Below are 25,042 nucleotides of genomic sequence, written 5' to 3'. Positions count from 1 at the left end.
AGCGACGGCGGCCCCTGAACGACCGGAGGGGACGGGCCCGAGGGCCCGTCCCCGCTCCGCTCCGGGCGGCGCGCGTCAGGCCGGCGGACGGCCTCCGGTGAGCGTCCAGCGGATGTCCACGAAGCCCGGCTGCTGCAGGGTCATCCGGCCGTTCCTGACTACCTGGTAGGTGACCCAGGTGTTCACCAGCCGCGGCGACCCGCTGCTGGGCAGCATGTTGGTGGTGCCCCAGTTCAGCGGCGGGGTGATCCCGACGTCGATGACCTCGCCGCCGTCCAGCAGCGAGGAGACGGCCTTCGAGGAGACCGGCTTGCCGGCCTCCGCCAGCTTCTGCACCGCCGTCCGGAACACCTCGTACGCGACCCAGGTGGTCTGCACGCCCGGGTCGGAGACGTCGATCGGGTGCCCGTTGGTGGTGTCGGTGCGCACCACGGCGCGCAGCCCGTCCCAGATCTTCGCCGACTCCGGCGGGTACCAGCTGGTGACGTAGGCGCCGCCGAGCGGGCCGGAGTCGCCGCCGGTGGAGTCCACCACCGACTGCTGGACGCTGCCGATGATCGAGGCGATCCGGGTGTTCTTCGGGTTCAGCCGCCGGTAGGAGTCCAGCAGGTTGCCGGTCGGCTCGGCGGCCAGGGCGCTGGTGACGCAGGTGCCCGGCTCGTCCTTGCCGATCGCCTTGCGGACCACCGGGGTGTAGTCGGAGGACTGCTCGGGCGCCTTGACGTCCGTCAGCCGGATCCCGGCCGGCCGTAGCGCGGTGCCCAGGTAGCCGAGCAGGTTGTCGCCGGCCGGGGTGTCCGGGCGGACCAGGGCGACGGACTTGCAGCCGGCGTCCACCAGCTGGCGGCCGTTGCCCGCGATCAGCGCCGGCATGCCACCGTCCACCGGGTAGGACAGCGGGCTGGCGAACTCCGGCTGGGAGAGCCCGTAGCCGCCGATCAGCGGGATGCCGGCGCGCTCCAGCACCGGCATGAACGCCTCGCCCCACTGGCTGTACGAGCCGATCACGGCGACCGCCTTGGCGTCCACCGCCTGCTGGGCGCAGGCGCGGGCGCCGTCCACGGTGTTGTGCTCGTTGCAGGTGATCACGCGCAGCCGGTGGCCGTTCAGTCCGCCCTTGGTGTTGACGTCCTGGCCGATGGCGGAGGCGAGCGCCGTCATGCCCGGGCGGTCGGCGGAGCCGGTGCCCGCCGGGGCCCAGGTCATCACGGTCAGGTCGCTGCCACTGGTGGAAGCATCGGCCGATCCGCCGCACGCGGAGGCCGAGAAGAGGGTGGGGAGCAGGACCGCGGCGGTGGCGGCGGCTGCGATCGGGCGTCGGCGGCGGCGTCGCACGATCGGGGGACGGGCCTGGAAGGAGTCCCTTCGGCTGGTCATCGGTTTTCCCTCTCTGGGGCGCCCTCCGGCGCACCGGAGCAAGCCAAGCCCCGGCGCCGCAAGCCGAGAGGGCCGAAGTGCGAACGGACGGCAAACGGACGCCGAAATCCGGGGCGGTACGCGTGTAGATCGCGAGTGGAGCACGAACAGACGGGGAACGTACGATCGTTCACCATGTCCGCCAGCACAGATTCTTCGTATCGGTCCACCCGAAACCCTTCTCGTCCGGGCCACCGCTCCAGCACGATGGGCGGCATGCCGCTCAACGACCTGCCCTGGTGGCGCTGGCGAGCCCGAATGCGCTCGGCGCTGCACATGCTGTCCGACCCCGGTTTCCAGCACGAGGCCTGGCTGACCGGCCGGGAGGGGTACGGCGACGTGACCGACGCCGTCTACCGGCTGGTCGAGGACACCTGGCTGGACCACTGGTCGGCCGAGAAGTACGTCGGGACGATCTTCCGCGACGCCGCCGAGGCCGCGCTGGTGGACGTCGCGGTGCTGCGGGCCGTGCAGATGCTGCACGAGGTCGGTGCGGACGCGCCGGCCTCGGCCTACCTCGGCCACCCGGGCTGGCCGGAGACCGTCCGGGCCGCCCGCGAGGCGCACGTCGCGATGGCCGTGGGGGACGGGGACGACCCGGACGCGCCGCCGAAGTCGCTGGACGTGCTGCGCATCCTCACCCGGGTCTGACCGCCGGGCGCCGCCGTGCCGCGGTAGCCGCCGTCCCGCAGTAGCAGCCGTCCCGCAGTACGGGCAGCGGGACGGCGCATGTCCGGGATGTGACACGCTGGACCGTCCACGCACGTCACGACCTAGAACGGGATACCCCCAGTGCAGCAGCCGGCCGGCGCCCAGTACGTCCTCACGCTGTCCTGCCCCGACAAGCAGGGCATCGTCCACGCTGTCTCCAGCTACCTCTTCATGACCGGCTGCAACATCATCGACAGCCAGCAGTTCGGGGACAGCGACAGCGGGCTCTTCTTCATGCGGGTGCACTTCTCCGCCCCCGAGCCGGTCACCGCCGACAAGCTGCGGGCCAGCTTCGCCGCGATCGGCGCCTCCTTCGGCATGGACTGGCAGATCCACCCGACCGAGCAGCGGATGCGGATCGTGCTCATGGTCAGCAAGTTCGGGCACTGCCTGAACGACCTGCTCTACCGCACCCGGATCGGCGCCCTGCCGGTGGAGATCGCCGCGGTGGTCTCCAACCACACCGACCTGAAGGACCTGACCGAGAGCTACGGGGTCCCGTTCCACCACATCCCGGTCACCAAGGACACCAAGGCCGAGGCCGAGCAGCGGCTGCTCGACCTGGTCGCCGAGGAGAACGTCGAACTGGTCGTGCTGGCCCGCTACATGCAGGTGCTCTCCGACCAGCTGTGCACCGCGCTGTCCGGCCGCGTGATCAACATCCACCACTCCTTCCTGCCGAGCTTCAAGGGCGCCAAGCCGTACCACCAGGCGCACGCGCGCGGCGTGAAGCTGATCGGCGCCACCGCCCACTACGTCACCGCCGACCTGGACGAGGGCCCGATCATCGAGCAGGAAGTCGCCCGGGTCACCCACGACGTCAGCCCCGACCAGCTGGTCGCGCTCGGCCGGGACGTCGAGTGCCAGGCGCTGGCCCGCGCGGTCAAGTGGCACAGCGAGCACCGGGTGCTGCTGGACGGGACCCGGACGGTCGTCTTCGCCTGAGGCGCGGGGCCGGGGCCGGGGCCCTGGGGCCCGCTGCGGCCCGCTACGGCCTGGAGAGCAGCGGGAGCGCGTGCAGCACCTCGCGGACGGCGGCCCGGTCGCCGTGGGTGCCGACCGGCAGCCGGTCCGGGTCGCGGTGCGCCGCGGCCAGCTGGCACAGCTCCAGGCCGTCCAGCACCATCGAGGCCACCGGCTCGGTGCCGTCTCTGCCGGCTCTGCCGTCGGTGCTGTCGGAGCCGTCGGTGCGGAGGCCGTCGCCGTCGAGGGGGACCAGCCACTCGCCGCCCGCCGGGCCGTCGACCATCAGCCGCACCCGCCGGGCCGCCTTGACCCCGCCCACCGGCGCGGCCGGCACCCCGGCGAACTCGGGGCGGGCCGCGCGCAGCCCGGCCAGCGCCCGGGGGAGCAGCCGGACCACCAGCTCCACCATCTGCCGCAGGTGCTGCGGCGCCGGCGGGTCGTACGGGTAGGCGACCGCCCGGGCCACGTCCTCGCCGTGCACGAAGCACTCGAAGGCGCGGTCCACGAAGGCGTCGCGCAGCGGCAGCACCGCGAAGCCGTAGTCGACCGGGGTGTTGCCCTGCGGCCGGAGCGCGGCCCCGCGCACCAGGTCGTGGGCCTGCCGCCGCCAGCGGGAGCGCACCGACTGCGGTGCCAGACCGCGCTGGTCGGCGACCAGCCGGGCGGTGCGCGCGGTGATCGCGGCGTACGGACCGCCCTGCGCCGGGACGCGAGGCACCGCCGGACCGGCGGCCGGCTCCTGCGGCGGCACCCGCCGCCCGATCCGCGCGGCGGGCAGGCCCGGGGCGGCCGGCACCGGGTCGGGCAGACCGAGCGCCAGCGCCAGGAAGCCGTCCACCGCGGTCAGGTGGCCGAGCACCTCGGCCGGGCGCAGCCACTCGGTGCCGCCGTGCCAGGGCAGTTCGGCCACCTCCTGCCACTCCTCCGGGCCGAGGTCGCGCAGCAGCGCGTCGAGCTTGGCGGTCTCCGCCGTGTACGGCATCCCCCAGGCGGGGACGGGCAGTTCGGCCGGGCGACGGGCCAGGCACCAGTCGAGCACCTGCTGGCGCAGCGAGCCGGGCTGGTCCAGCGGCTCGTCCAGGGAGAGCCAGCCGGCCGCCTCGCGCAGCCGGGCCGCCTCCTCGGCGCACTCCCGGCAGTCGCGCAGGTGCTGCTCCAACTCGGCCGCCTCGCGGGCCGGGCAGGCGCCGAGGGCCCACGCGCCGAGCAGCGAGCGCAGGGCGTCGTGCTGCTCCTCAGTGCTGCTCACGTCTCCCCGTCCCCGTGCCCGATTCCGTCCCCGGCTCCGTCCTGGCGGGCGCGCTCCTCGGCCAGTTCGGTGGCCAGCAGCTCCAGACCGAGCCGCATCCGCTGCTTGGCGACCTGTTCGCTGATGCCGAGCAGCCGGGCCGTCTCGTGGTAGGTGCGACCGTCGTAGTAGGTCACCGCGATGGTCTCACGCAGGGGTTGGGGCAGGGAGTCGACCACGTACTGCATCCGCGCGGCGGTGGCCACGGCGCGGATCTCGGCCTCCGCGCCCGGTCCGCGGTCGGCGGCCCGCCGCGCCCGCAGCCGTTCGACCGCGCGGTGGTGGGTCAGCGCGCCGAGCCAGGAGCGCAGCGAGCCCCGGGCGGGGTCGAAGTCCTCGGGGTGCTCCCAGACGTGGGCGAAGACCTCCCGGGTGAGCTGGGTGGCGGCGGCCTGGTCGGCCAGTATCCGCCCGGCCAGGCCGTGCACCATCGGCGCGAGCTGGTCGTAGAGTTCGCCGAGCGCCGTCTCCTCGCCGCGGGCGAGGCGGCGCTGCAACTGCTCGTCCCAGCGCGGGGTCCGCTCCGGGGTGGCCATCGGGAACCACCCTCCTGACGGGTTCGCTGGCGTACCCAACGGTATCCCGCGGCCGGGCGGCGCCGGGGGCGATTCCGGCAAGAACGGAACCGTTCCCCACGGATCGCCGTCCTCCTGGACGTGCTCCCCGGTCCGGACCGCCGACCCCGGGGCCGGACCGTCGTCCTCCGGGACCGGGCCGTCGTCCTCCGGGACCGGACCGTCGGATGGTGCGACGGTCGGTCGATGTGACGGCAGGGGCGGCGGGGGCGTCCGTCGGCGCCGCCGTACGAGCACCGTCGGACACGCGCCGCACGGGTGGTTCGCGAGTGGCGGGCGGGGCGCCCGGGGCGCGTGGCGGTAGGTTCCCGACCGCGGGACCGGCAGGTCGGCCCGGGTCGGACGATCACCGGTACGAGGCTCGCGAGCGTGAGCGGGACAGTATGCACCGCGCTGTCGCCCGATCGCCGGAATATGCCCGAAGCGCTTGCTGCGTTCCGTCCCCCCGCCCATCCTGAGGCGTATTCGTGTCGCGGCCGGTGCCCGACCGACGAGACGGCGCGGACGAACGGGCGCGGGCGAACGGATCGCGCGGGCGCCCGGGCACGGCTCGGGCGGCACCGGGCGACGGGCTCGGGCCCGCCGGCCGGTCCGGCCCGACCGGGACTCAGCCGAACTGCGAGTGCGGGTGGTGGAGCGGTGCAGGTTCTTCAGGTACAGCTGGCGGTGCAGGCTGACCCCGCCGAGGTCGGTCGGGCCCGCCGGTGGGTGCGCTCGCGGCTGCTGAACCACGGGGTGGACCCGGACGCGCCGATGGCCGAGACGGTGGTGCTGGTGGTCTCGGAGCTGGTGACCAACGCCGTGGTGCACACCGGCTGTCCGGCCGTGCTGCGGCTCTGTCTGCCGGTGGCCGACGGCCCGCAGGAGGGCGGCCCGGCCGCCCCGCTGCGGGTGGAGGTCGCCGACGCGAGCCAGGCCCCCCCGGCCCCGCGGCACGCGGGCGCGGACGAGGACGCGACCAACGGGCGCGGCCTGGAGCTGGTCGAGCTGCTCTGCGAGCGCTGGGGCTGGTACCCGGACGGCTCGGGCAAACGGGTCTGGTGCGAGATCGGCAGCGACGCCCGGCCGACCGAGCCGCTGGCCGACGTGGACTGGGCGGCTTTGGCGCAATAGCGGCTTTCGCGACGGCCGTCCGCGGGTGCCGATCACCGGTGCTGATCACCGGCCGAAAGGTGACGCAACCATTCCGAATTTCGGACTACCCATTGACGTGACGTATCCGACTGATCACTCTTGGGTGCGGCGCTCCGTTGCGAGGGGACGCCGAGGGGACGTTCGTCCACCGTCGCGGTGCTGCTGTCCAGGGGATTCGTGCCAGCAGGGGGGATCGCGGACGGTCGGCCACGGGCCGCTCCTCGGCGAGTGCGGAGGGTGTGGCGCGGACTCAGGGCTCGCGCGCCGCGGTTGGATGGCGGCCTGCCGTGTCGCGCTCGCAGTGCGCTCGGCCTGCCGCCATCCAATGCGTCGCCCCCGTGCGACGGGATCCGGCCACCGGGCGGTCCGTTCCCAGACTTCGCTCAGGAAGCCCGCCGGGTAGGACCTTCGGCGACGGTGGGGCTCCCGTGGCCGGTGCCGCTCTCGTGGCCGGTGCCGTTCTCGGGAAGGGCGCTGCTTTCGGGAAGGGCACGGAAGGTGCGCCGGTAGGCGCTCGGCGCGACGTCGAGCCGGCCGCGCAGCTGGAGCCGCAGCGAGGCGGCGGTGCCGAAGCCGGACTCCCGGGCGACCTGGTCGATCGTCAGGTCGGTCCGCTCCAGCAACTGGCGGGCCCGCTCGGTGCGCTGGGTGGTGATCCACTGGCCGGGGCTGGCCCCGGTCTCCTCCCGGAAGCGCCGGGTGAAGGTCCGTACGCTCATCCCCGCCCGGTCGGCGAGCTGCCGCAGCACCAGCGGCCGGTCCAGGTGCTCCAGCGCCCAGGCGCGCACCGCGGCGGTGCCGCTGTCGCCGGGGTCCACCGGGCTCGGGGCCTCCACGTACTGCTTCTGGCCGCCCTCGCGCCACGGCGGCACCAGGCAGTTGCGGGCCACCGCGTTGGCCACCGCGCTGCCGTGGTCGCGGCGCACCACGTGCAGGCAGAGGTCCACCCCGGCGGCCACCCCGCCGGAGGTGAGGACGTCGCCGTCGTCGGTGTAGAGCACGTCGGGGTCCAGCCGCACCCGGGGGAACAGCTGGGCGAAGCGCTCGGTGTAGCGCCAGTGGGTGGTGGCCGGGCGGCCGTCCAGCAGGCCGGCGGCGGCGAGGACGAAGGAGCCGGTGCAGATCGACATCAGCCGGGTGCCGGGCCGGATCCGGGCCAGCGCGGCGGCCAGTACCGGGGTGAAGCAGGTGTCGGCGACGGTCGGGCTGGAGTCGGCGGAGGCCGGGATCACCACGGTGTCGGCCCGCTCGAGCAGTTCGGGCCCGTGGTCGACGACGATCCGGAAGTCGGCGCTGGTGGCGACCGGCCGCCCGTCCAGGGTGCAGGTGGCCACCTCGTACAGCGGCCGCCCGGCCGGGTCCTTGGCGCCGCCGAAGATGCGGGCGGGGATGCCGAGTTCGAAGGCGATCACGCCCTCCAGGGCGAGTACCGCGACCAGGTGTGCCATGCCGTCCCCTCGGATGTCGGTGGGTCCGGGCCAGCCTACGTCGGGCCTTGGCCCGATTCTTGCGAAAGCTGTCATTCAGGCCACTCGTCCGGCGCCGGGCGGCCCGGAACACTCGTTCGCGTGACCGAACGCCGTGTCCTCGCCCCCGCCTCCCGCTCCGGACCGCCCGCCCCGGCCAAGCGCCCCCGGGTGCACTACGCCTGGGTGGTGGCCGCCGTCTCCCTGCTCGTCCTGCTCGGCTCGGCCGGCTTCCGCTCCACGCCGAGCCTGATGATGGACGCCCTGCACAACGAGTTCGGCTGGTCGCTCGGGACGATCTCCAGCGCCACCTCCGTCAACCTGACGCTCTACGGCCTCACCGCCCCGTTCGCCGCCGCCCTGATGGACCGTTTCGGGGTGCGCCTGGTGGTGGTCTGCGCGCTGCTGACCATCTCGGTCGGCGCCGGGCTGACCATGCTGATGCGCGAGCCCTGGCAACTGGTGCTCTGCTGGGGCGTGCTGGTCGGCCTCGGCAGCGGCTCGATGGCCGGCGCCTTCGCCACCACCATCACCGGCCGCTGGTTCCAGGCCAGGCAGGGCCTGGTCACCGGGGTGCTGACCGCCGCCGGGGCCGCCGGGAACCTGGTCTTCCTGCCGGTCGGCGCCTGGCTGGTCGAGCAGCACGGCTGGCGCTCGGCCGTGGTCGTGGTCTCGCTCGCCGCCAGCGCCGTCGCCGTCCCGGTCCTGCTGCTGATGCGCGAGCGGCCCGCCGACGTCGGCCAGCTCCCGTACGGCGCGACCGAGGCCCCGCCCGCGCCGGTGACCGAGGGCCGCGCCCTGACCCGCTCGCTGAAGGTGCTCCGGGACGCCGCCCGCACCCGGGCGTTCTGGCTGCTGGCCGGCTCCTTCGCGATCTGCGGCGCCACCACCGCCGGCCTGGTCGGCACCCACTTCATCCCGGCCGCGCACGACCACGGCATGCCGGTCACCACCGCCGCGAGCCTGCTCGCCCTGATCGGCGTCTTCGACGTGGTCGGCACCGTGGCCAGCGGCTGGTTCACCGACCGGGTCGACTCCCGGCTGCTGCTCACCGTCTACTACGGGCTGCGCGGCCTGTCCCTGCTCCTGCTGCCGCAGCTGATGGCCGGCACGCTCCAGCCGCCGATCCTCGCCTTCGTGATCTTCTACGGGCTGGACTGGGTGGCCACCGTGCCGCCGACCGTCGCGCTGTGCCGCCGGCACTTCGGCGGGGACGCCCCGATCGTCTTCGGCTGGGTGCTCGCCGCCCACCAGATCGGCGCGGCCGTCGTCGCCGGACTGGCCGGCCTGGCCCGCGACGCGCTCGGCAACTACGACCTCACCTGGTACGGGGCCGGCGGGCTGTGCGCGGTCGCGGTCGGGCTCTGCCTGGCGCTGCGCACCGGGCGGACCGACCGGGCGGTGCCGGCGCTGCCGTGACGGCCGGTGCCCCGGTGGGCTCCGGTGACGGCCGGTGCCCCCGGCGGGGCTGTCGTACCGGAGGTCTAGGCTCCGGTCCATGGCCGCCCTGACCTTCACCCTGGACCCGAAGCCCGACCCGGACCTGCGGACGGACATCGTCCGGCTGTGGGTCGACGTCACCAACGCCGGCGGGGCGGTCGGCTTCGTGGCGCCGGTCACCGAGGAGGAGGTCTGGGACACCGCCGACCACCAGTTCGCCGGGATCGCGCCGGACGGTCCGGACCGGCTGCTGGTCGCCCACGAGAGCGGGACGGGCCGGCTGGTCGGCGCGCTGTTCTTCGAGTCGATGCGCTTCGACCTCATGGAGCACTGGCGGATGCTCAAGCGGGTCATGGTGCACCCCGACTTCCAGGGCCTCGGCCACGGCGCCCGGCTGCTCGCCGAGGCCGAGCGGGTGGCCCGGGAGTGGGGCCTGGAGTCGCTGCGGCTCACCGCGCGCGGCGGCCAGGGGCTGGAGCGGTTCTACGCCCGCAGCGGCTACCGGGAGGTCGGCCGGGTGCCGGCCGCGATCCGGATCGCCCCCGGGGACGACCGGGACGACATCACCATGTGGCTCGACCTGCGCTGACGCCGGCCCCGGTCGGGCCGTCCGGGCCGGACCGGGTGCCCCGTGCCCCGTTCCGGCTGTCAGGCATGCTTGACTGGAGGACCGGCCCCAGCGCAACGAAGAAGGATGTGTCGAGTGACCAGCAACGGCCCGGAGAAGTCGCACGCCACGCTCCGCTACACCTCCATGCGGGTCAGCATCTTCCTCGGCTGCCTGCTGGTGGCCCTGCTGCTCGGGCACTTCCAGGTCATCCCGGTCAGCGGCGAGGCCGGCATGATCTTCCTCTTCCTGCTGGCCGCGGTCGCCTCCGCGCCGCTCAGCTACGCGCTGCTGGGCAGGCAGCGCGACGCGATGTCCGAGCAGATCAGCGGCAAGGTCTCCGGGATGCGCAGCCGTACCGCCGAGCGGATCGCCGCGCAGAACGCCGAGGAGGACGCCGCCGACGACGCCGCCCGCGCGGCCACCGCCGGCCAGAGCTGACCCCGGCCCCGCCCGCGAGCGCAGCCGCCGTGCCCGCCACCCGAGACTCCGTGCCGTCCGAGCCGTCTTCCGCCGAGCCGCCTTCCGCTGAGCCGCCTTCCGCCGAGCCGTCCGAGCCGTCTTCCGCCGAGCCGTCCGAGCCGTCTTCCGCTGAGCGGCCGTCCGCCGGGCAGCCGTCCGTCGAGGCGGCGCTCGGCACCTGGCCGGCCCCCGTCCGCCGGCCCACCGGCCGGGACGTGGCCCGGCTCGCCGGGGTCTCCCAGGCCACCGTCTCCCTGGTCTTCTCCGGCGCCGAGGCCGGCCGACGGGTCTCCGAGGCGACCCGGGAGCGGGTCCGGGAGGCCGCCCGCAGCCTCGGGTACCGCCCGCAGGCGGCCGGCCGGCAGCTGCGGCTCGGCCGCAGCGGGATGATCCTGCTGGCCGTGCCGAACCTCCAGGGCCCGTTCTTCGGCCGGGTGCTGGAGGGCGTCCACGAGGAGGCCGGCCGCAACGGCCTGGCCGTCGTGGTCAGCTCCGGCTGGGGCAGCGCCACCCTCGCCGAGGCCGCCACCGCGGGCCGCTTCGACGGCCTGCTGATCTGCTCCCCGGACGACAGCCAGCTCGGCGAGCTGCCCGCCGACACCCCCGCCGTCTTCCTGGACGCCGACCCCGGCACCGACCGGGCGCGTCCGACCGTCGAACTCGACGTGGCCGGCGGGATGCGCGCCGCGGTCGAGCACCTGGCCGCGCTCGGCCACCGCAGGATCGGCCGGCTGCGCTCCAGCCACTCCGCGTACACCTTCCGGGTCCGGCAGGCCGCCTTCGAGCAGGCCGTCCGTGAACTCGGCCTGGACGTGGTGGAGTTGGGCGTGAGTCTGAACGACGGACATCGGGCCGCGCGGGCCGTCGCGGGCCGGCTGCTGGAGCGGGCGGACCGGCCGCGCGCGGTGCTCTGCGACGACGACGTGGTCGCCTCCGGGGTCTACCAGGCCGCCGCGGAGCTTGGGTTGCGGGTGCCGGAGGACCTGTCGGTGGTCGGCATGGACAACGTCGCGGTGGCCGCGCTGCTCGCCCCGCCGCTGACCACCGTCGACCTGCCGGGCGAGGAGCTGGGCCGGGCGGGCGCGGCCGCGCTGGCGGCCCTGCTGCGCGGGGAGCGGGTGGCGCCGGTCGCGCCGCTGGCGACCTCGCTGGTGCTGCGCTCCTCCACGGCGCCGGCCGATTCGGCTTCGACGGGCTGATCACGGTCCGTCACCACTGGGTGGTGCCGCTCCGTCCGGATTGCCCCCGTATGGCCCTCAGGTGGCTCACAGGTGCCCCTCGGATGCGTTCAGAATTGCTCCAATCGGGTGAATAATCCTCATTTACTCTCGCGCCGTACCTCCATTCGGATTAACAGAGGGTGAGATTCCAGGATGCGGACGCTCCGATCAATACCCTCACCCTCGTCCAAGGCGGGCCGGATGGCCACCGCCCTGGGCCTCTTCGCGGGCACGCTGCTCACCGGCACCCTCACCGTCCCGACCGCCCAGGCGGCCGTCGGCTTCACCAAGACGGTGGACAAGCCGACGGCGGCGCCCGGCGAGAACGTCACCTACACCCTGCGCTACACCTGTTCCGTCACCGACTGCGCCAACGGCCGGATCACCGACACCCTCCCGGCCGGGATGGAGTTCGTCGGCTGGACCCCGGACGCGAGCACCGTCGACGTCGCGGGCTCGACCGTCCCGGCGGCCGGCACCGTCGGCGGCACCCTCGACATCAGGCTCCTCACCCTCACCCCGGGGACCACCGCGACCGTCAAGGTCGTCCTCAGGTTCCCCAACTTCACCACCCCCAACGGCACCAAGGCCGTCAACTCGGCCACCCTGACCGCCGACGGCGAGCCCGAGCAGTCCGGCTCCGCCACCACCGGCGCCGTCGTCCAGCCCGACTACAAGGTCACCAAGGGCGTCCAGACCAGCAGCCAGGACGGCCGCTCGGTCACCTACCAGTTCAGCGCCTGCTCCACCAGCGGCGTCCCCAACGTCGACCTGGACGCGAGCCGGCTGGTCGACACCCTGCCGCCCGGCGCCGTCGTCGACACCGGCCGCTCGCCCGGCTGGACCCAGGACCCGGGCAACCCCGACCGCTGGGTGTTCGACATCGGCGCCTTCCGGGCCGGCAACGGCCAGGCCGGCTGCCGCAACCCCGGCGTCCTGGTCGTCAACTACCCCGACCCGGCGTTCCCCAGCGGCACCACCTCCACCAACTCGGTGGTCCTGCAGGGCGACCCGCTCGGCCCCGAGGGCATGCGCGACCTGTCCGACGCCACCGCCGTGTCCCCGGTCTTCAAGCCGCCGACCACCGGCATCCAGGTCACCGCCTCCAAGGTCTGGCAGGACCAGGTGGTCTCCGGCGACATCGCCTCCTTCAGCCTCCACGCCGTCAACACCGCCGGCCCCGTCACCCGCCTGGTGATGACCGACCCGGGCGGCGGCACCACCACCGGCCTCTACAACTGGCTGATCCCCCAGTCCATCCAGCTGGAGGCCTGGAACCCCGCCACCATCGGCCTCACCCTCCAGTACCGGCTCGACGGCGACCCGACCTGGCGGACCTTCACCCCCGGCAAGCCGTTCGACGGTTCGGGCAGCCGCCGGATCACCTTCGCCGAAGGCGCCGGGAACCCGGCGAACGACGTGCTCGGCCTCCCGGCCGGCCGCCGGCTCGACGGGCTGCGCTTCGAGTGGAACGGCCCCGTCCCCACCGGCTGGAGCCCCGGCAACGCCGTCCAGGTGCTCTCCCAGGTGGTCACCCCCGGCCACGACGGCCGCACCGCCCCCGGCCCGCTGCACAACTGCGTGGACGTGACCGGCACCGACGCGGCCGGCGCCACCGCCTCGGCGAACGCCTGCGCCGACACCACCGTCTCCGCCGCCACCAACCTGGGCGCCGCCAAGACCACCGTCTCCGGCGAGGTCCTCGCCCCCGGCGGCATCGCGACCTTCCAGCTCACCCCGTACAACCGCACCGGCCGCACCCTGGGCACCCCGCTGGTGATGTACGACCTGCTGCCGCCGGGCCTCGTCTACCAGGACGGCAGCGCCCGGCGCGACCCCGGCTACCCGGAGTCCGTCGCCCCGAGCTCCGTCCAGGTGCTGCCCGGACCGGACGGCCGCCAGTTGCTCAAGCTGACCTGGCCGGCCGGCGCGCCCGACATGACCTACCTCGACGACCACCGGGCCTACCGCACCCTGATCGACGTCCAGGTGGCCGGCAGCGCCAGGCCCGGGACCCTCACCAACGACGCGTACGTCACCACCGAGGGCGCCGGGGAACCCGTCGCCTGCTCCTACTTCGGCACCGACAGCGGTGTCCCGGACACCCACGACCTCGACGGCGACGGCAACACCACCGAGACCATGTGCCACGCCTCCTCCCGGGTCGAGGTGCAGGTCCCGGCCGTGCTGCGCTCCTTCAAGGAGGTCAAGGGCGACCTCGACCAGGACTACGCCACCACCGGCACCACCACGCCCGGCGGCGGCCTCTCCTACCGGCTGACCGTCCGCAACGACTCGCCGGACCCGGTCACCGACTTCGTCGCGTACGACAAGCTGCCCACCCCCGGCGACTCCTACCTGCTGCGCCCGGACGTCCCGCGCGGCTCCGCCTGGACGCCCTCGCTCACCCGGCCGCTGACCTCCAGCGACCCGACCGTGGCGATCGAGTACACCACCTCGCCGAACCCCTGCCCGACCGGGCCGATCACCGTGCCCGGGCCGTGCGACGCGAACGCGAAGTGGAGCACCGACTTCCCCGGGCCGGGCAACACCACCTGGTTCAAGGTCAGCCGGCCGGGCACCCTGCCGTCCGGTGGACTGTTCACCCTGACCTGGCCGATGGTCGCCTCGGTGGACGCCGGCAACGCCGACTTCGCGTGGAACAGCTTCGCCTACACCGCCACCGACTCCACCGGCAGCCCGCTGCTGCCGGCCGAGCCCGCCAAGGTCGGCGTCGGCGTCCAGGCGCCCGCGCCGCCGGACAACGCGCTCGGCGACCACGTCTGGGCCGACCGCGACGGCAACGGCGTCCAGGACCCCGGCGAGAACGGGGTCCCCGGCGTCCGGGTCGAGCTGCTGGACGGGACCGGACAGCCGGTCCGGGACAAGCTGGGCAAGCCGGTCACCACGGTGACGGACGCGGACGGGAACTACCTGTTCGACAAGCTGCCGGACGGGGAGTACGCGGTGCGCTTCGACCTGACGACCGCTCCGGCGGGCGCCAGGGCCACCACGCGGCACGCGGGGAAGGACCCGGCGCGGGACTCGGACGCCGACCCGGCCACCGGGACCACCCAGACCGTACGGCTGTCGGGCGGGGCCCGGGACCTGAGCCTGGACCTGGGGCTGGTGCCGGCGGACGAGCCGACGCCGACGCCTACTCCGACTGCGACGGGTTCGCCGACGCCGACCGGTTCCCCGTCTCCGACCTCGTCGCCGACTCCGACGAACTCGCCGTCCCCCACGGGTTCGCCGACGCCGACCGGTTCGCCCACGGGTACGCCCACGAGTACGCCCACCGGTTCGCCGGCACCGACGGACTCGACCTCGCCGTCGGACGGCCCCTCGAACGGCCCGTCGTCGAGCGAGCCCCCGAGCACGGGTGAGCCCGGCGCGCCGTCGCAGGATCCGCAGCGGCCGTCCCCGGACCGGGGCGGCGGCGAGCTGCCGCACACCGGTGGGCCCGGTCTGCTGCCGGCCGCTCTCGGCGCCGCTGCCCTGGGCCTCGGCGTGCTGTTCACGGTGGTCGCCCGGCGCCGTCGGGGCCGCCACAGCTGATCGCGCGTGGCTGATCACCCGTAGGTGAAGGACAGGAAGGACAAAGACCGCGCCCGCCGGCCAGACCACCGGCGGGCGCGGTCGTTCGTGGGGGCGGGTCAGCCCACCGGGACGGGCTGCTCGGCGGGGGCGGCCGGCGCCGGGTGGAACCAGCGCCGGGCGCCGAACAGCAGCAGCCCGCCGAGCGCGATGCCGCCCACCGCGCACAGGGCCACCGGGCGCAGCGAGTCCTCGGCGAGCTTGCCGGAGACGGCGTAGCCGAGCGAGTTGCCGGTGGCGAACAGCGTCACCAGCCAGGCGAAGGCCTCGGTGACGGTGCCGGTCGGCGCCAGTTCGGCGACCAGCACGAACGCCGCCGCCAGCAGCGGGGCCAGCATGATCCCGGAGAGGAAGGCCAGCGCGGCCATCGGGTACGGCCCGGGCAGGGTGATCAGCGGCAGGTAGGAGGCGGCCATCGCGAGGGCCATCATCCAGGTGCGGGTGGCCGTGGTCTGCCGCCAGCTGACGGCGCCGTAGGCGAGTGCGCCGAGCAGGCCGCCGAGCGCCGCCAGGGCGAGCAGAGTGCCTCCGCCGCCGGGCAGCGCGCCGACGTTCCGCTCGGCGTAGGCGATGAACAGCACGTTCTGCGCGCCGACGGCCCAGCCGGCCCCGGCCAGTCCGACCAGCAGCAGCACCAGCCCGGGGGAGCGCAGCGGTCCGAGCAGTCCGGCGGACTGTTCCCGGGCCGGGGCGCGCCAGGACCGGGCGGGTCCGGTGGTGGCCACGATCAGCGCGCCGGCCAGTCCGAGTCCGGCGGCCACCCAGAGCGCGGCGACCGGGCTGAACAGTCCGGAGATGGCGGCGACGGCCAGCGGGCCGGCCACGTAGAGGATCTGCTGGGAGGCGGAGTCGAAGGCGTACGCGGTGTCGAGCTGCTTCTCCTCGACCACGTCCGGCCAGAGCGAGCGCAGGCAGGGTTCCAGCGGGGGCATGGCGAGGCCGGCGATCGCGGCCCCGACCGGCGCGCCGACCGCGGAGCCGGGGGCGAGGGCGAGCAGCGCGTACCCGCCGCCGGCCACCACGGCGGAGGCGAGCAGGACGCGCGGCTGTCCGGTGCGGTCGATGATCCGGCCGAGCACCGGCCCGCCGACGGCGGCGGCGATCGCGTAGCAGGAGGTGGCCAGTCCGACCCGGCCGTACGCCACTCCGGCGTCGCGCAGCGCGAGGGCGATGACGAGGGCGGTCATGCCGGCGGGCAGGCGGCCGAGCAGGGTGCCGAATAGCAGGCGGGTGACGTGCGGGGCACGGAGCAGGGCGAGGTAGCCCATCGGCGTCCTCTCCGGGTGGGCAGGCAGGGGCGGGGACGCCGCCAAAGTTATACGTATAACCGCTCAGCGGTCAATCGGACTACCGAGTCGATCTGATGGGGCGTCAGCTTCGTTCGTGTCCGGAGCGCGGGTTCGCGGCGGGGTTCGGGTGGGCAGGAACTCTCCGTGACCTCAAACAAGTACTTTGAACATCTCAAACCTTTGCTGCTAACGTATCGGCCATGACAGCCTCAGACGCACTGCGGATGCACGGCCCGGGCCCGCTGCCCGGCGCCGCCCGCCCGTGTGCTCTGACCGGTGCTGTGGACAGTCCGCGCCGTTGTCGCGCCATGGGCCGTTGCCGCGCCATGCGCTGTACCGCCCCGAGCTGTACCGCGGCGGCACGCCCCTGACCGGGGGCCGACCCCTTCGTCCGGCCCCGCGCCGTGCCGCCTGCTCCGCCCCCACCTCACCGTCAGCAACGCCCTCCCCCGGAGACGCTCCCCCATGTCCACAGCGCCCGAGGCGACCTCGTCGCCGTCCGTGCTCGCCCGCATCCGCAAGACGCCCTTCTGGGTGCAGATCGTCGCCGGCCTCGTGCTCGGCGTCGGCCTCGGCTACCTGGCCCGCGCCGCCGACATCTCCTGGCTGGCCACCACCCTGGAGACGATCGGCAAGATCTTCGTCCAGCTGCTCAAGGTCGCCGTCCCGCCGCTGGTGTTCACCGCGATCGTGGTGAGCGTCGCCAACCTGCGCAACGTCACCAACGCGGCCCGCCTGGCCACCCGCACGCTGCTCTGGTTCATGATCACCTCGCTGATCTCGGTCGGCATCGGCATCGGCCTGGGCCTGCTGACCAACCCGGGCGAGGGCACCAACCTGAAGACCGAGGGCCTCAAGGCGCTCGACTCCAAGGGCACCTGGATCGACTTCCTGACCGGGATCTTCCCGACCAACATCGTCGACTCGTTCGCCAAGGTGAACGTGCTCCAGATCGTCTTCCTGGCGGTCGTGGTCGGCGCGGCGATCATCAAGCTCGGCGCCAAGGCCGAGCCGGTCCTCAAGCTCAGCGAGTCCGTGCTGGAGCTGACCCAGACCGCCCTGTGGTGGGTCATCCGGCTCTCCCCGCTCGGCACCCTCGGCCTGATCGGCAAGTCCGTCGCCAAGTACGGCTGGGACCTGCTCAAGCCCTTCGCCACGCTGACCCTGGACATCTACCTCGGCTGCGCGCTGGTGCTGTTCGTCGTCTACTCGCTGGTGCTGCGCTTCGCCGCCGGGCTCAACCCGCTGCACTTCTTCAAGGGCGCCTGGCCCGCCATCCAGCTGGCCTTCGTCTCCCGCTCCTCGGTCGGCACCCTGCCGGTCACCCGCCGCGTCACCGAGCGCCTCGGCGTCCCGAGCGAGTACGCGTCCTTCTCCGTGCCGTTCGGCGCCACGACCAAGATGGACGGCTGCGCCTCGATCTACCCGGCCGTCGCCGCGATCTTCGTCGCCCAGGTCTTCAACATCGAGCTGGGCATCAAGGACTACATCCTGATCGCCTTCGTCTCGGTGGTCGGCTCGGCCGCCACCGCGGGCCTCACCGGCGCGATCATCATGCTGACGCTGACCCTGTCCACCCTGGGCCTGCCGCTGGAGGGCGTCGGCCTGCTGCTCGCCATCGACCCGATCCTGGACATGATGCGCACCGCGACCAACGTCGCCGGCCAGGTCGTCGTGCCGATCGTGGTCGCCGCCCGGGAGAAGATCCTGGACGTCGCCGCGTACAACAACCCGTCCGGGGACCTGTACGAGGAGGACGCCAAGCCGGCCGTCGTCGCCGCCCAGGGCGGAGCGGCCACGGCCGCGGCCTGAGGCTCGTTCGGCCTCCGGTCCGGCCGCTCAGCCGGGGGCCGAATGCCCGATCGGACGCCAGAGGGGACGTCCGATCGACCGGACGGAAAGGGCCCTCTCCCGGTGACGGGGGAGGGCCCTTTCCGCATTCCTTTTCTCCGCACCCGAACTTCCCGGCCCGAACCGCCCGTTCGATGTTCGAGTGACGTTCGAGTGGAGTTCGGCCGGAAGGCGTTCGAAAAAAGGCAGGGGGCCCGCCGGACGGGCGGGCCCCCTTGGGTACTGCTCTTGTGCTCATGGTGGCGGCTGTCGGGAGCCGCCGGCGGACCCGTCGGGGTCCACGAGCGATCAGATCATCAGAGGATGGTCAGACAGCGGTGACGTTCTCCGCCTGCGGGCCCTTCGGGCCCTGGGTGACGTCGAAGGTGACCGCCTGGTTCTCCTCCAGCGAACGGAAGCCGTTCGCGTTGATGGCGGAGTAGTGGACGAAGACGTCCGGGCCGCCGCCCTCCTGGGCGATGAAGCCGAAGCCCTTCTCAGCGTTGAACCACTTGACGGTTCCCGTGGCCATGCCGTTCTCCTTGCGAGGCGTGTCGGGGGCCACACCGTGTGGCACCCGGTCCGCTGCGCTGATCGCCCTGCCTCCGGACGTGTCCGAAATTTTTCGATATTGCTGAAAAACTACAAAAAGCCTGCGGTTACATGCTCCGCAGGCTTCAAGTACTGCAAGGGGAATCAAACTGCAACTGAGGGCAACGCTAGCATGCGGCCGCTGTGACGACCAGAGGTCACTTACGGCGTGGAAGGCGCGTGTCGTAGGGCGGTCCTGAGGCGCTCACAGGGGCCGGGCGCAAGGCTGTTGCGGGTGTTCGCCGGGTCGGTTGCCGGGTGGCCGTCGGCCGGTCGGGAGGGTGTGCGTCAGGCCGTTCGTCAGGGTGGGGGCGGGCGCGGAAAGGCCCGCCGGCGGCGCGTGAGGGCGTGTCGGGTGGCCGGTGCGAGCCACCGCCGACAGCAGGCATACGCTGCGGGGAGGCACGAACAGCAAGGGAGCGGCGCAGTGGCAGCACCGGAAGCACGAACACCGGACGCGCGGACGCGGGAGCCCCGGCAGGACACCCCGGTCAGGCCGCGGGTCGGCCACATCCAGTTCCTGAACTGCGTCCCCCTCTACTGGGGGCTCGCCAGGACCGGCAACCTGCTCGATCTGGATCTCACCAAGGACACCCCGGAGAAGCTGAGCGACCAGCTCGTCGACGGAGCCCTCGACATCGGCCCCATCACCTGCGTGGAGTACCTGCGCAACGCGGACGACCTGCTCGTCCTGCCGGACATCGCGGTCGGCAGCGACGGCCCGGTGATGTCCTGCCTGATCGTGAGCAAGGTGCCGCTCGCCGACCTCGACGGCCGCCGGGTCGCCCTCGGCTCCACCAGCCGCACCTCCGTACGGCTCGCCCGGCTGCTCCTGGAGGAGCGCGAGGGCGTGCGCCCGGACTACTTCAGCTGCCCGCCGGACCTCAGCTCCATGCTCGCCGAGGCCGACGCCGCCGTCCTGATCGGCGACCCGGCCCTGCGCGCCTACCTCGGGCAGGCCGCCGACCTCGGGCTGACCGTCCACGACCTCGGCGAGATGTGGAAGGAGTGGACCGGACTGCCCTTCGTCTTCGCGGTCTGGGCGGTGCGGCGCGAGTTCGCCGAGCGCGCCCCGGAGATGACCGCCGCGGTGCACCGGGCCTTCCTGGAGTCCCGCGACCTGTCGCTGGTGGAGGCCACCAAGGTCGCCGAGCAGGCCGCCCGCTGGGAGACCATCGGGGCGGACGTGCTGGAGCGGTACTTCAGCGAGGCGCTCGACTTCTCGCTCGGCGAGCGGCAGCTGGCCGGGGTCACGGAGTTCGCCCGGCGGGTCGCGCACGACAGCGGGTTCGCCCCGGACGTCGCGGTGCGGCTGCTGGAGCCGGCGGCGCTGCCGCTGGGGTCGTAGGGCCCGTCCTCGCCCCCGCCCGCGGGGCGACGGGAGTGTGACGACGGCCCCCAGGGGCGCGCGGTCCGGCTCCTGGCCCCGTTCCGGTCCGCGGGCCGGGCGGGGCCCGGCCGGGCCCGGTACGGTCTGCACCCGAGGCGCGTCCGGCTGACGGTCGGTCGGCTGGCCGACCGGACGGCCGACCCGGGTGGTCGGCCGGCCGGGTGGCCGCTCGGCCCCCGGCGGTCGGCGGTCGGCGGCGCGCGTGGCCGAGCGGGCGAGGGAGCGTACGGGGATGCGGGCACTGGGGTCGGACGATCCGCGCCAGGTGGGCGGCTACCGGCTGCTGCGGCGGCTCGGCGCGGGCGGGATGGGCCGGGTCTACCTCGGCCGGACGGCCGGCGGGCGCACCGTCGCCGTCAAGGTGGTGCGGTCGGAACTCGCGGACGACGCCGAGTTCCGCGCCCGGTTCCGGCAGGAGGTGGCCGCCGCCCGGCGGGTCGGCGGCGCGTGGACCGCGCCGGTCCTGGACGCCGACACCGAGGGCGGGCAGCCCTGGGTCGCCACCGGCTACGTGGCGGGCCCCGCGCTCGGCGAGGCCGTCCGGACGTACGGGCCGCTGCCCGAGCCGGCCGTGCGCTCGCTCGGCGTCGGACTCACCGGGGCGCTGGCCCACGTCCACGGGCTCGGCCTGGTGCACCGGGACGTCAAACCCTCCAACGTGCTGCTCACCTTGGACGGGCCCCGGCTGATCGACTTCGGGATCGCCCGGGCACTGGACGCCGCCGGCGGCCTCACCCGTTCCGGTTACGTGGTCGGTTCGCCCGGCTTCATGTCACCCGAGCAGGCGAACGGGCAGGCGGTCGGGCCGGCCGGGGACGTCTTCTCGCTCGGCGCCGTCCTCGCCTTCGCCGGGACCGGCGTGCACCCCTTCGGAGAGGGGGTCAGCGCGGCCGTGCTGCTCTACCGGGTGCTGCACGAGGAACCGGACGTGGCCGGACTGCCCGAGCCGCTGCGGGGGACCGTCCTCGCCTGCCTGGCCAAGGACCCGGCCGCCCGCCCCACTCCGCGGCAGCTCCACGACCGGCTGGACCCGGACGGCACGGCCGCCACCCGGCTGTCGCACGGCGGCTGGCTGCCGGCGGAGCTGGCGGCGGGGGTGGGGCGCAGTGCGGTGGGGCTGCTGGACCTGGACCTTGACTTGGACCCGGACTCGGACCCGGAGGGGATTCCGGGGGCTTCGGGGGAGCCGGTTTCGGGTGGGGCGGCTCCGGAGGCGGGTGCTCTCGGGGTGGTGCGGGCTCCGACCGTCGCATCCGGGGGCGGGCCGGAGGGCGAGGGGGATCGGCAGCCGCTGTGCTCGGGTGTCTGGGACGAGCCGGCGGGGGCGCGGCCGCGGCGGGTCCGGACCAGGGTGGCGGTCGCGGTGGCCGTGGCGGCGCTCGCGGTGCTCGGGGGCGGCGGGTACGGGCTGTACGAGTGGCTGCACCGGGCCGAACCGGCGGCCTCGGGGCCGTCGCCGACGGTGGGGCCGCTGCCGGAGGTGTCGGTCGATCCGAGCCAGGCCGTCCTGCCGAGTGGGGCCTTCGGCTCCGGGGTGGCGTCGGCCCCCGGTGCTCCGGGGAGCGCGACGCCGTCCGCCCCGGGCGCGGTGCCGCCGGGGACGGGCGGGCCGAGCGTGGTGCCCGCCGCCTTCCTGGGCACCTGGAGCGGGGACATGGTCACCGACAAGGGGCTGCCCGCCGGGACCACCACGCTCACCGTCCGTCCGGCGGCGATCGGTCAGGAGAGCACCACCAGCCGCAACGCGGCCTCCGGGCTGATCTCGATCAGCTGCGAGGGCGCCTGGACGCTCAGGTCGGCCTCCGCCACCGCGCTGGTGTTCCAGTCCCGGCTGGTCCGCTCCTCGATCCCCGGCGCCTGCACCGGCGGCTCCAACGCGGAGACGCTCACCCTCCAGTCCGACGGGACGGTCCGGTTCACCTCCGCCGACCCGCCGGCCGGGAACCCGGCGGGCACGATGCGCAGGGCGAACGGCTGAGACGTGGTCCGAGCTGCTCGGGTCTGGTCCGGGGTGCTCCACGCGCTGTTCAGCGGGCTGACGCGGGCGGCGGAATGTGCTGGCGTAGGCTGGTTCGGCCGTACCCGAGTAGCACTTGAGAGAGAGAAGGCCGCCAGGTGACCGAGCTCGCAGCGACCACCCTCGATGCGTCCAGCACCGACCTGAAGGCCGTGCTCGACCGGGCCGCCGCCGGCGGCCGGATCACCCCGGAGGAGGCGCTGGAGCTCTACCGCTCAGCGCCGCTGCACGCGCTCGGCTCCGCCGCCGACGCGGTGCGCCGCCGCCGCTACGCGGGTACCGAGCACATCGCGACGTACATCATCGAGCGCAACATCAACTACACCAACGTCTGCGTGACGGCGTGCAAGTTCTGCGCCTTCTACGTGCCGCCGAAGAGCGACAAGGGCTGGTCCCGCGAGCTCGACGAGATCCTGCGCCGCTGCGCCGAGACGGTCGAGCTGGGCGGCACCCAGATCATGTTCCAGGGCGGCCACCACCCGGACTACGGCGTGGAGTACTACGAGCGCGCGTTCTCGGCGATCAAGGCCGACTTCCCGCAGCTGGTGATCCACTCGCTGGGCGCCTCCGAGGTCGAGCACATGGCGCGGATCTCGGGCGTCTCCGTCGAGGAGGCCATCACCCGGATCCACAAGGCGGGCCTGGACTCCTTCGCCGGCGCCGGCGCCGAGCTGCTGCCGGAGCGGCCGCGCAAGGCGATCGCCCCGCTGAAGGAGTCCGGCGAGCGCTGGCTGGAGATCATGGAGATCGCCCACGGCCTCGGCGTGGAGTCCACCTCCACCATGCTGATGGGCACCGGCGAGACCAACGCCGAGCGGATCGAGCACCTGCGGATGATCCGCGACGTGCAGGACCGCACCGGCGGCTTCCGGGCCTTCATCCCGTACACCTACCAGCCGCAGAACAACCACCTGAAGGGCTCGACCCAGGCCACCGTCTTCGAGTACCTGCGGATGATCGCGATCGCCCGCCTGTTCCTCGACAACGTCGCCCACATCCAGGGCTCCTGGCTCACCACCGGCAAGGAGGCCGGCCAGCTGTCGCTGCACTACGGTGCGGACGACCTCGGGTCCGTGATGCTGGAGGAGAACGTCGTCTCGGCGGCGGGCGCCAAGCACCGCTCCAACCTCACCGAGCTGATCCACCTCATCCGGGCCGCCGACCGCGTCCCGGCGCAGCGCTCGACCACGTACGAGCACCTGCGGGTGCTGGACGACCCGGCCAACGACCCGGTCGACCCGCGGGTCGCCTCGCACATCGCCTCCACGGCGATCGAGGGCGGCACCGCGCACCCCGAGCTGAAGATCCTGGACAACTGAGTCCTCGTTCCTCCTCCCTTCTTGTCGTGCCGGTGCCGGTGCCGCTGATGGCGGTGCCGGCGTCGGCGCTGTTGCCGTTGCCGTTGCACTTGCCGTTGTTGTCGAAGTCGAAGGCGCTGTTGTGCTGACTCTGCACCGGGCGGCGTTCGTGCTGCCCGACCCGGCCGATCCCACCGCCCCGTCCATCGCCGACGGGGCGGTGGTGGTGCGTGGCGAGCTGGTCGAGGCGGTCGGGCCGTACGGGGAGCTGGCGGCCGGGTACCCGGGCGCGCGGGTGCGGGACTGGGGGGCGGCCGTGCTCGCCCCCGGGCTGCGCAATCCGTACGGGCACTGGCTGTTGGAACGCGCGTACCATCCGGATCCGCGGGAGGAGGTCGGCGTCGAACCGGTGGCGGACGGGCTGGCCGGGTCCACCGACGAGGCGCGGTGCGGGGCCAGTGCCCGGCGGGGGCTGCAGCGGATGCTCGGGTACGGGGTGACGGCGGTGGCCGGGCCCTTCGAGCGGGCCTCGGTGCGGACGGCGGTGGCGCGGTCGGGGGTCGTGGGGCTGCCCGGTTCCGCCGTGTCGTCCGCTGTGGCGTCCGCTGTGTCGTCCGGCGGGGTGGACGGCGGGCCGGAGGGCAGCGGGCCGCTGGACGGTGGCGCGCGGCCGTTGGATCCGCTGGCCGTCCTGCCGTTCGCCGAGGCCGTGTACGGGCGGGTGGCGGTCGGGGGCCGGGCGGACTTCGCGGTGTTCGCGACGGCCGCGGTCGCGGGGGGCGGGGGCGCGCAACCGGTGGCCGGCGGGTGCCTGGCCACGGTGCTGGGCGGGCGGTTGGTGTACCGCCGACGCTGAGACAGGCGTCACGGCGGGTGTGACGTACTCGTCAGTAGCCGGATTTCCTTGTGGCGCACGGGACTTCCTTCGTGTGCACCCGAACTCCGGGGCCGGTACCGGAGAGTGATTGTCCCTTCATCGTGACCTGAGGGCCCGCCAGCGGATACGATCCCGGACAGCTCACCCACTCCGTACCCTCACCACACCACCGCCCGCGCCCGCGGGTGGCGGGGCCGTGTCCCCGGCCCCGAAGGCAAGCCAGGACAGGAACCATGCGAACCGCGACCGTTCCCCCGCCGCGCACCCCGCGGATGGGCCGTGGTTGGTACCTCGCCGCCGTGCTCAGCGCAGTGCTGGCCGTCGGCATGTGCCTGCTGGGTTGGCGCCAGGCCGACCAGGCCGACCGGATCGAGGCGCACCCGGTGAGAGTCGAAGGGGTCGTCACCCAGCTCCCGACCGGCGGCGGCACCTACAGCGCCGTCAGCTACCGGGCCGACGGGGAGCCGCACACCGCGGCCGCGCTGCCGCTCTCGGACAGCGCCAAGGTCGGCGACGCGGTCTGCCTGGAGCACGCCGCCGACGACCCGGGCGCGGTACGGATCTGCGGCGACACCTACCCGCAGCCGGTCGGTGTGGGCCTGGCCCGGTTCAGCGTGCCGGTGGCCCTCGTGTTCTTCGTGATCTGCGTGCTGCGCATCCGGCGGCACCACAAGGCCCTCGCGGTCCGCAGCGGGCAGGGGGCGCTGGCCGCCAACCTCGCGCTGGCGGCGGGGGCGCTCGCGGACGGGATGCCCGCGATAACCCACGGCAAGCGGTCCCGGCGGCGGCGCCGCGCGGGCGGGCGGCGCGCCCAGCACTGACGGGGGCGTGCGGGTACGGCCCGGCCGGTGAGGTCCGTGGGGGCGGC

General features: G+C 73.9%; 20 protein-coding genes. 14 read left to right on the top strand and 6 right to left on the bottom strand.

Going from position 1 to position 25,042, the window contains the following annotated elements:
• Positions 1-75: 75 nt before the first annotated feature.
• Positions 76-1,377: an ABC transporter substrate-binding protein gene (locus ACLWS4_RS20980; RefSeq protein ID WP_049649970.1), complete on the bottom strand. Its 1,302-nt coding sequence runs from the start codon at positions 1,375-1,377 to the stop codon at positions 76-78.
• A 255-nt stretch (positions 1,378-1,632) separates the two neighbouring features.
• Here ACLWS4_RS20980 and ACLWS4_RS20975 point away from each other — a divergent pair, with 255 nt between their 5' ends.
• Both ACLWS4_RS20975 and purU read left to right on the top strand, forming a co-directional pair.
• On the top strand, positions 1,633-2,067 hold the full coding sequence (locus tag ACLWS4_RS20975) for an SCO4402 family protein (RefSeq protein WP_234348233.1): 435 nt from the start codon (positions 1,633-1,635) through the stop codon (positions 2,065-2,067).
• A 141-nt stretch (positions 2,068-2,208) separates the two neighbouring features.
• Positions 2,209-3,072, top strand: coding sequence for a formyltetrahydrofolate deformylase (gene purU / locus ACLWS4_RS20970; RefSeq protein ID WP_416874895.1), 864 nt, complete (start codon positions 2,209-2,211; stop codon positions 3,070-3,072).
• Between the two features lie 43 nt (positions 3,073-3,115).
• Here purU and ACLWS4_RS20965 read toward each other — a convergent pair whose 3' ends face one another.
• Both ACLWS4_RS20965 and ACLWS4_RS20960 read right to left on the bottom strand, forming a co-directional pair.
• Positions 3,116-4,342, bottom strand: a complete 1,227-nt coding sequence (locus tag ACLWS4_RS20965) for a zf-HC2 domain-containing protein (RefSeq protein ID WP_416874894.1) — start codon at positions 4,340-4,342, stop codon at positions 3,116-3,118.
• Positions 4,339-4,917: an RNA polymerase sigma factor gene (locus ACLWS4_RS20960; protein ID WP_074005505.1), complete on the bottom strand. Its 579-nt coding sequence runs from the start codon at positions 4,915-4,917 to the stop codon at positions 4,339-4,341. The genes ACLWS4_RS20965 and ACLWS4_RS20960 overlap by 4 nt, the downstream gene beginning before the upstream one ends.
• Positions 4,918-5,595: 678 nt before the next feature.
• On the opposite strand from ACLWS4_RS20960, the gene ACLWS4_RS20955 reads away from it, so the two are divergent.
• The gene (locus ACLWS4_RS20955) at positions 5,596-6,069 is read left to right on the top strand and encodes an ATP-binding protein (protein ID WP_049658191.1); all 474 of its coding nucleotides are present in this window, start codon (positions 5,596-5,598) and stop codon (positions 6,067-6,069) included.
• A 404-nt stretch (positions 6,070-6,473) separates the two neighbouring features.
• Here the strand turns inward: ACLWS4_RS20955 and ACLWS4_RS20950 are convergent, their stop codons facing one another.
• Entirely contained in the window at positions 6,474-7,538 is a 1,065-nt protein-coding gene (locus tag ACLWS4_RS20950; protein WP_416874893.1) for a GlxA family transcriptional regulator, read from the bottom strand.
• 120 nt (positions 7,539-7,658) lie between these two features.
• Here ACLWS4_RS20950 and ACLWS4_RS20945 point away from each other — a divergent pair, with 120 nt between their 5' ends.
• The 5 genes from ACLWS4_RS20945 to ACLWS4_RS20925 all read left to right on the top strand — a co-directional run bounded on the left by ACLWS4_RS20945 (position 7,659) and on the right by ACLWS4_RS20925 (position 14,843).
• Entirely contained in the window at positions 7,659-8,975 is a 1,317-nt protein-coding gene (locus ACLWS4_RS20945; RefSeq protein ID WP_416874892.1) for an MFS transporter, read from the top strand.
• A 79-nt stretch (positions 8,976-9,054) separates the two neighbouring features.
• Positions 9,055-9,585 (top strand): GNAT family N-acetyltransferase, encoded by a 531-nt coding sequence (locus ACLWS4_RS20940; protein WP_416874891.1) that lies wholly within the window; start codon positions 9,055-9,057, stop codon positions 9,583-9,585.
• A 114-nt stretch (positions 9,586-9,699) separates the two neighbouring features.
• Positions 9,700-10,044: a DUF4229 domain-containing protein gene (locus tag ACLWS4_RS20935; RefSeq protein WP_369808350.1), complete on the top strand. Its 345-nt coding sequence runs from the start codon at positions 9,700-9,702 to the stop codon at positions 10,042-10,044.
• Between the two features lie 29 nt (positions 10,045-10,073).
• The gene (locus ACLWS4_RS20930) at positions 10,074-11,264 is read left to right on the top strand and encodes a LacI family DNA-binding transcriptional regulator (RefSeq protein ID WP_416874890.1); all 1,191 of its coding nucleotides are present in this window, start codon (positions 10,074-10,076) and stop codon (positions 11,262-11,264) included.
• 222 nt (positions 11,265-11,486) lie between these two features.
• Positions 11,487-14,843, top strand: a complete 3,357-nt coding sequence (locus tag ACLWS4_RS20925) for an SdrD B-like domain-containing protein (protein WP_416874889.1) — start codon at positions 11,487-11,489, stop codon at positions 14,841-14,843.
• 98 nt (positions 14,844-14,941) lie between these two features.
• Here the strand turns inward: ACLWS4_RS20925 and ACLWS4_RS20920 are convergent, their stop codons facing one another.
• Positions 14,942-16,150: an MFS transporter gene (locus ACLWS4_RS20920; protein WP_416874888.1), complete on the bottom strand. Its 1,209-nt coding sequence runs from the start codon at positions 16,148-16,150 to the stop codon at positions 14,942-14,944.
• A 486-nt stretch (positions 16,151-16,636) separates the two neighbouring features.
• On the opposite strand from ACLWS4_RS20920, the gene ACLWS4_RS20915 reads away from it, so the two are divergent.
• Positions 16,637-17,983: a dicarboxylate/amino acid:cation symporter gene (locus ACLWS4_RS20915; protein WP_049655677.1), complete on the top strand. Its 1,347-nt coding sequence runs from the start codon at positions 16,637-16,639 to the stop codon at positions 17,981-17,983.
• Between the two features lie 346 nt (positions 17,984-18,329).
• Here the strand turns inward: ACLWS4_RS20915 and ACLWS4_RS20910 are convergent, their stop codons facing one another.
• Positions 18,330-18,533 carry a cold-shock protein gene (locus tag ACLWS4_RS20910; RefSeq protein WP_045692393.1) on the bottom strand — a complete coding sequence of 68 codons (204 nt, stop codon included), beginning with the start codon at positions 18,531-18,533 and terminating at the stop codon, positions 18,330-18,332.
• Between the two features lie 486 nt (positions 18,534-19,019).
• Between ACLWS4_RS20910 and ACLWS4_RS20905 the strand changes: the two genes are divergently transcribed.
• From ACLWS4_RS20905 to ACLWS4_RS20885, 5 genes are all read left to right on the top strand, one after another.
• Positions 19,020-19,940 (top strand): menaquinone biosynthetic enzyme MqnA/MqnD family protein, encoded by a 921-nt coding sequence (locus tag ACLWS4_RS20905; protein ID WP_416874887.1) that lies wholly within the window; start codon positions 19,020-19,022, stop codon positions 19,938-19,940.
• A gap of 274 nt (positions 19,941-20,214) precedes the next feature.
• A complete protein-coding gene (locus tag ACLWS4_RS20900; protein ID WP_416874886.1) occupies positions 20,215-21,960 on the top strand; it encodes a protein kinase domain-containing protein in 1,746 nt (581 codons plus the stop codon).
• 137 nt (positions 21,961-22,097) lie between these two features.
• Positions 22,098-23,318: a cyclic dehypoxanthinyl futalosine synthase gene (gene mqnC / locus ACLWS4_RS20895; RefSeq protein ID WP_049651178.1), complete on the top strand. Its 1,221-nt coding sequence runs from the start codon at positions 22,098-22,100 to the stop codon at positions 23,316-23,318.
• A gap of 121 nt (positions 23,319-23,439) precedes the next feature.
• Positions 23,440-24,153: an imidazolonepropionase-like domain-containing protein gene (locus tag ACLWS4_RS20890; protein WP_416874885.1), complete on the top strand. Its 714-nt coding sequence runs from the start codon at positions 23,440-23,442 to the stop codon at positions 24,151-24,153.
• Between the two features lie 254 nt (positions 24,154-24,407).
• Positions 24,408-24,995, top strand: coding sequence for a hypothetical protein (locus tag ACLWS4_RS20885; RefSeq protein WP_074005515.1), 588 nt, complete (start codon positions 24,408-24,410; stop codon positions 24,993-24,995).
• Positions 24,996-25,042: the final 47 nt, after the last annotated feature.

Source organism: Kitasatospora sp. SC0581 (assembly GCF_048159585.1).
Lineage (GTDB): Bacteria > Actinomycetota > Actinomycetes > Streptomycetales > Streptomycetaceae > Kitasatospora.
Note: the sequence above shows the minus strand (reverse complement) of the source record. Positions and strands in the feature narration are given on the sequence as shown.

Bases quoted from the DNA above. Each gene is read 5' to 3' on its own strand.
- ACLWS4_RS20885 (WP_074005515.1), top strand. From the start codon at position 24,408: ATGCGAACCGCGACCGTTCCCCCGCCGCGCACCCCGCGGATGGGCCGT.
- ACLWS4_RS20975 (WP_234348233.1), top strand. From the start codon at position 1,633: ATGCCGCTCAACGACCTGCCCTGGTGGCGCTGGCGAGCCCGAATGCGC.
- ACLWS4_RS20950 (WP_416874893.1), bottom strand. From the start codon at position 7,538: ATGGCACACCTGGTCGCGGTACTCGCCCTGGAGGGCGTGATCGCCTTC.
- ACLWS4_RS20920 (WP_416874888.1), bottom strand. From the start codon at position 16,150: ATGGGCTACCTCGCCCTGCTCCGTGCCCCGCACGTCACCCGCCTGCTA.
- ACLWS4_RS20900 (WP_416874886.1), top strand. From the start codon at position 20,215: ATGCGGGCACTGGGGTCGGACGATCCGCGCCAGGTGGGCGGCTACCGG.
- ACLWS4_RS20925 (WP_416874889.1), top strand. From the start codon at position 11,487: ATGGCCACCGCCCTGGGCCTCTTCGCGGGCACGCTGCTCACCGGCACC.
- ACLWS4_RS20980 (WP_049649970.1), bottom strand. From the start codon at position 1,377: ATGACCAGCCGAAGGGACTCCTTCCAGGCCCGTCCCCCGATCGTGCGA.
- ACLWS4_RS20915 (WP_049655677.1), top strand. From the start codon at position 16,637: ATGTCCACAGCGCCCGAGGCGACCTCGTCGCCGTCCGTGCTCGCCCGC.
- ACLWS4_RS20910 (WP_045692393.1), bottom strand. From the start codon at position 18,533: ATGGCCACGGGAACCGTCAAGTGGTTCAACGCTGAGAAGGGCTTCGGC.
- ACLWS4_RS20940 (WP_416874891.1), top strand. From the start codon at position 9,055: ATGGCCGCCCTGACCTTCACCCTGGACCCGAAGCCCGACCCGGACCTG.
- ACLWS4_RS20960 (WP_074005505.1), bottom strand. From the start codon at position 4,917: ATGGCCACCCCGGAGCGGACCCCGCGCTGGGACGAGCAGTTGCAGCGC.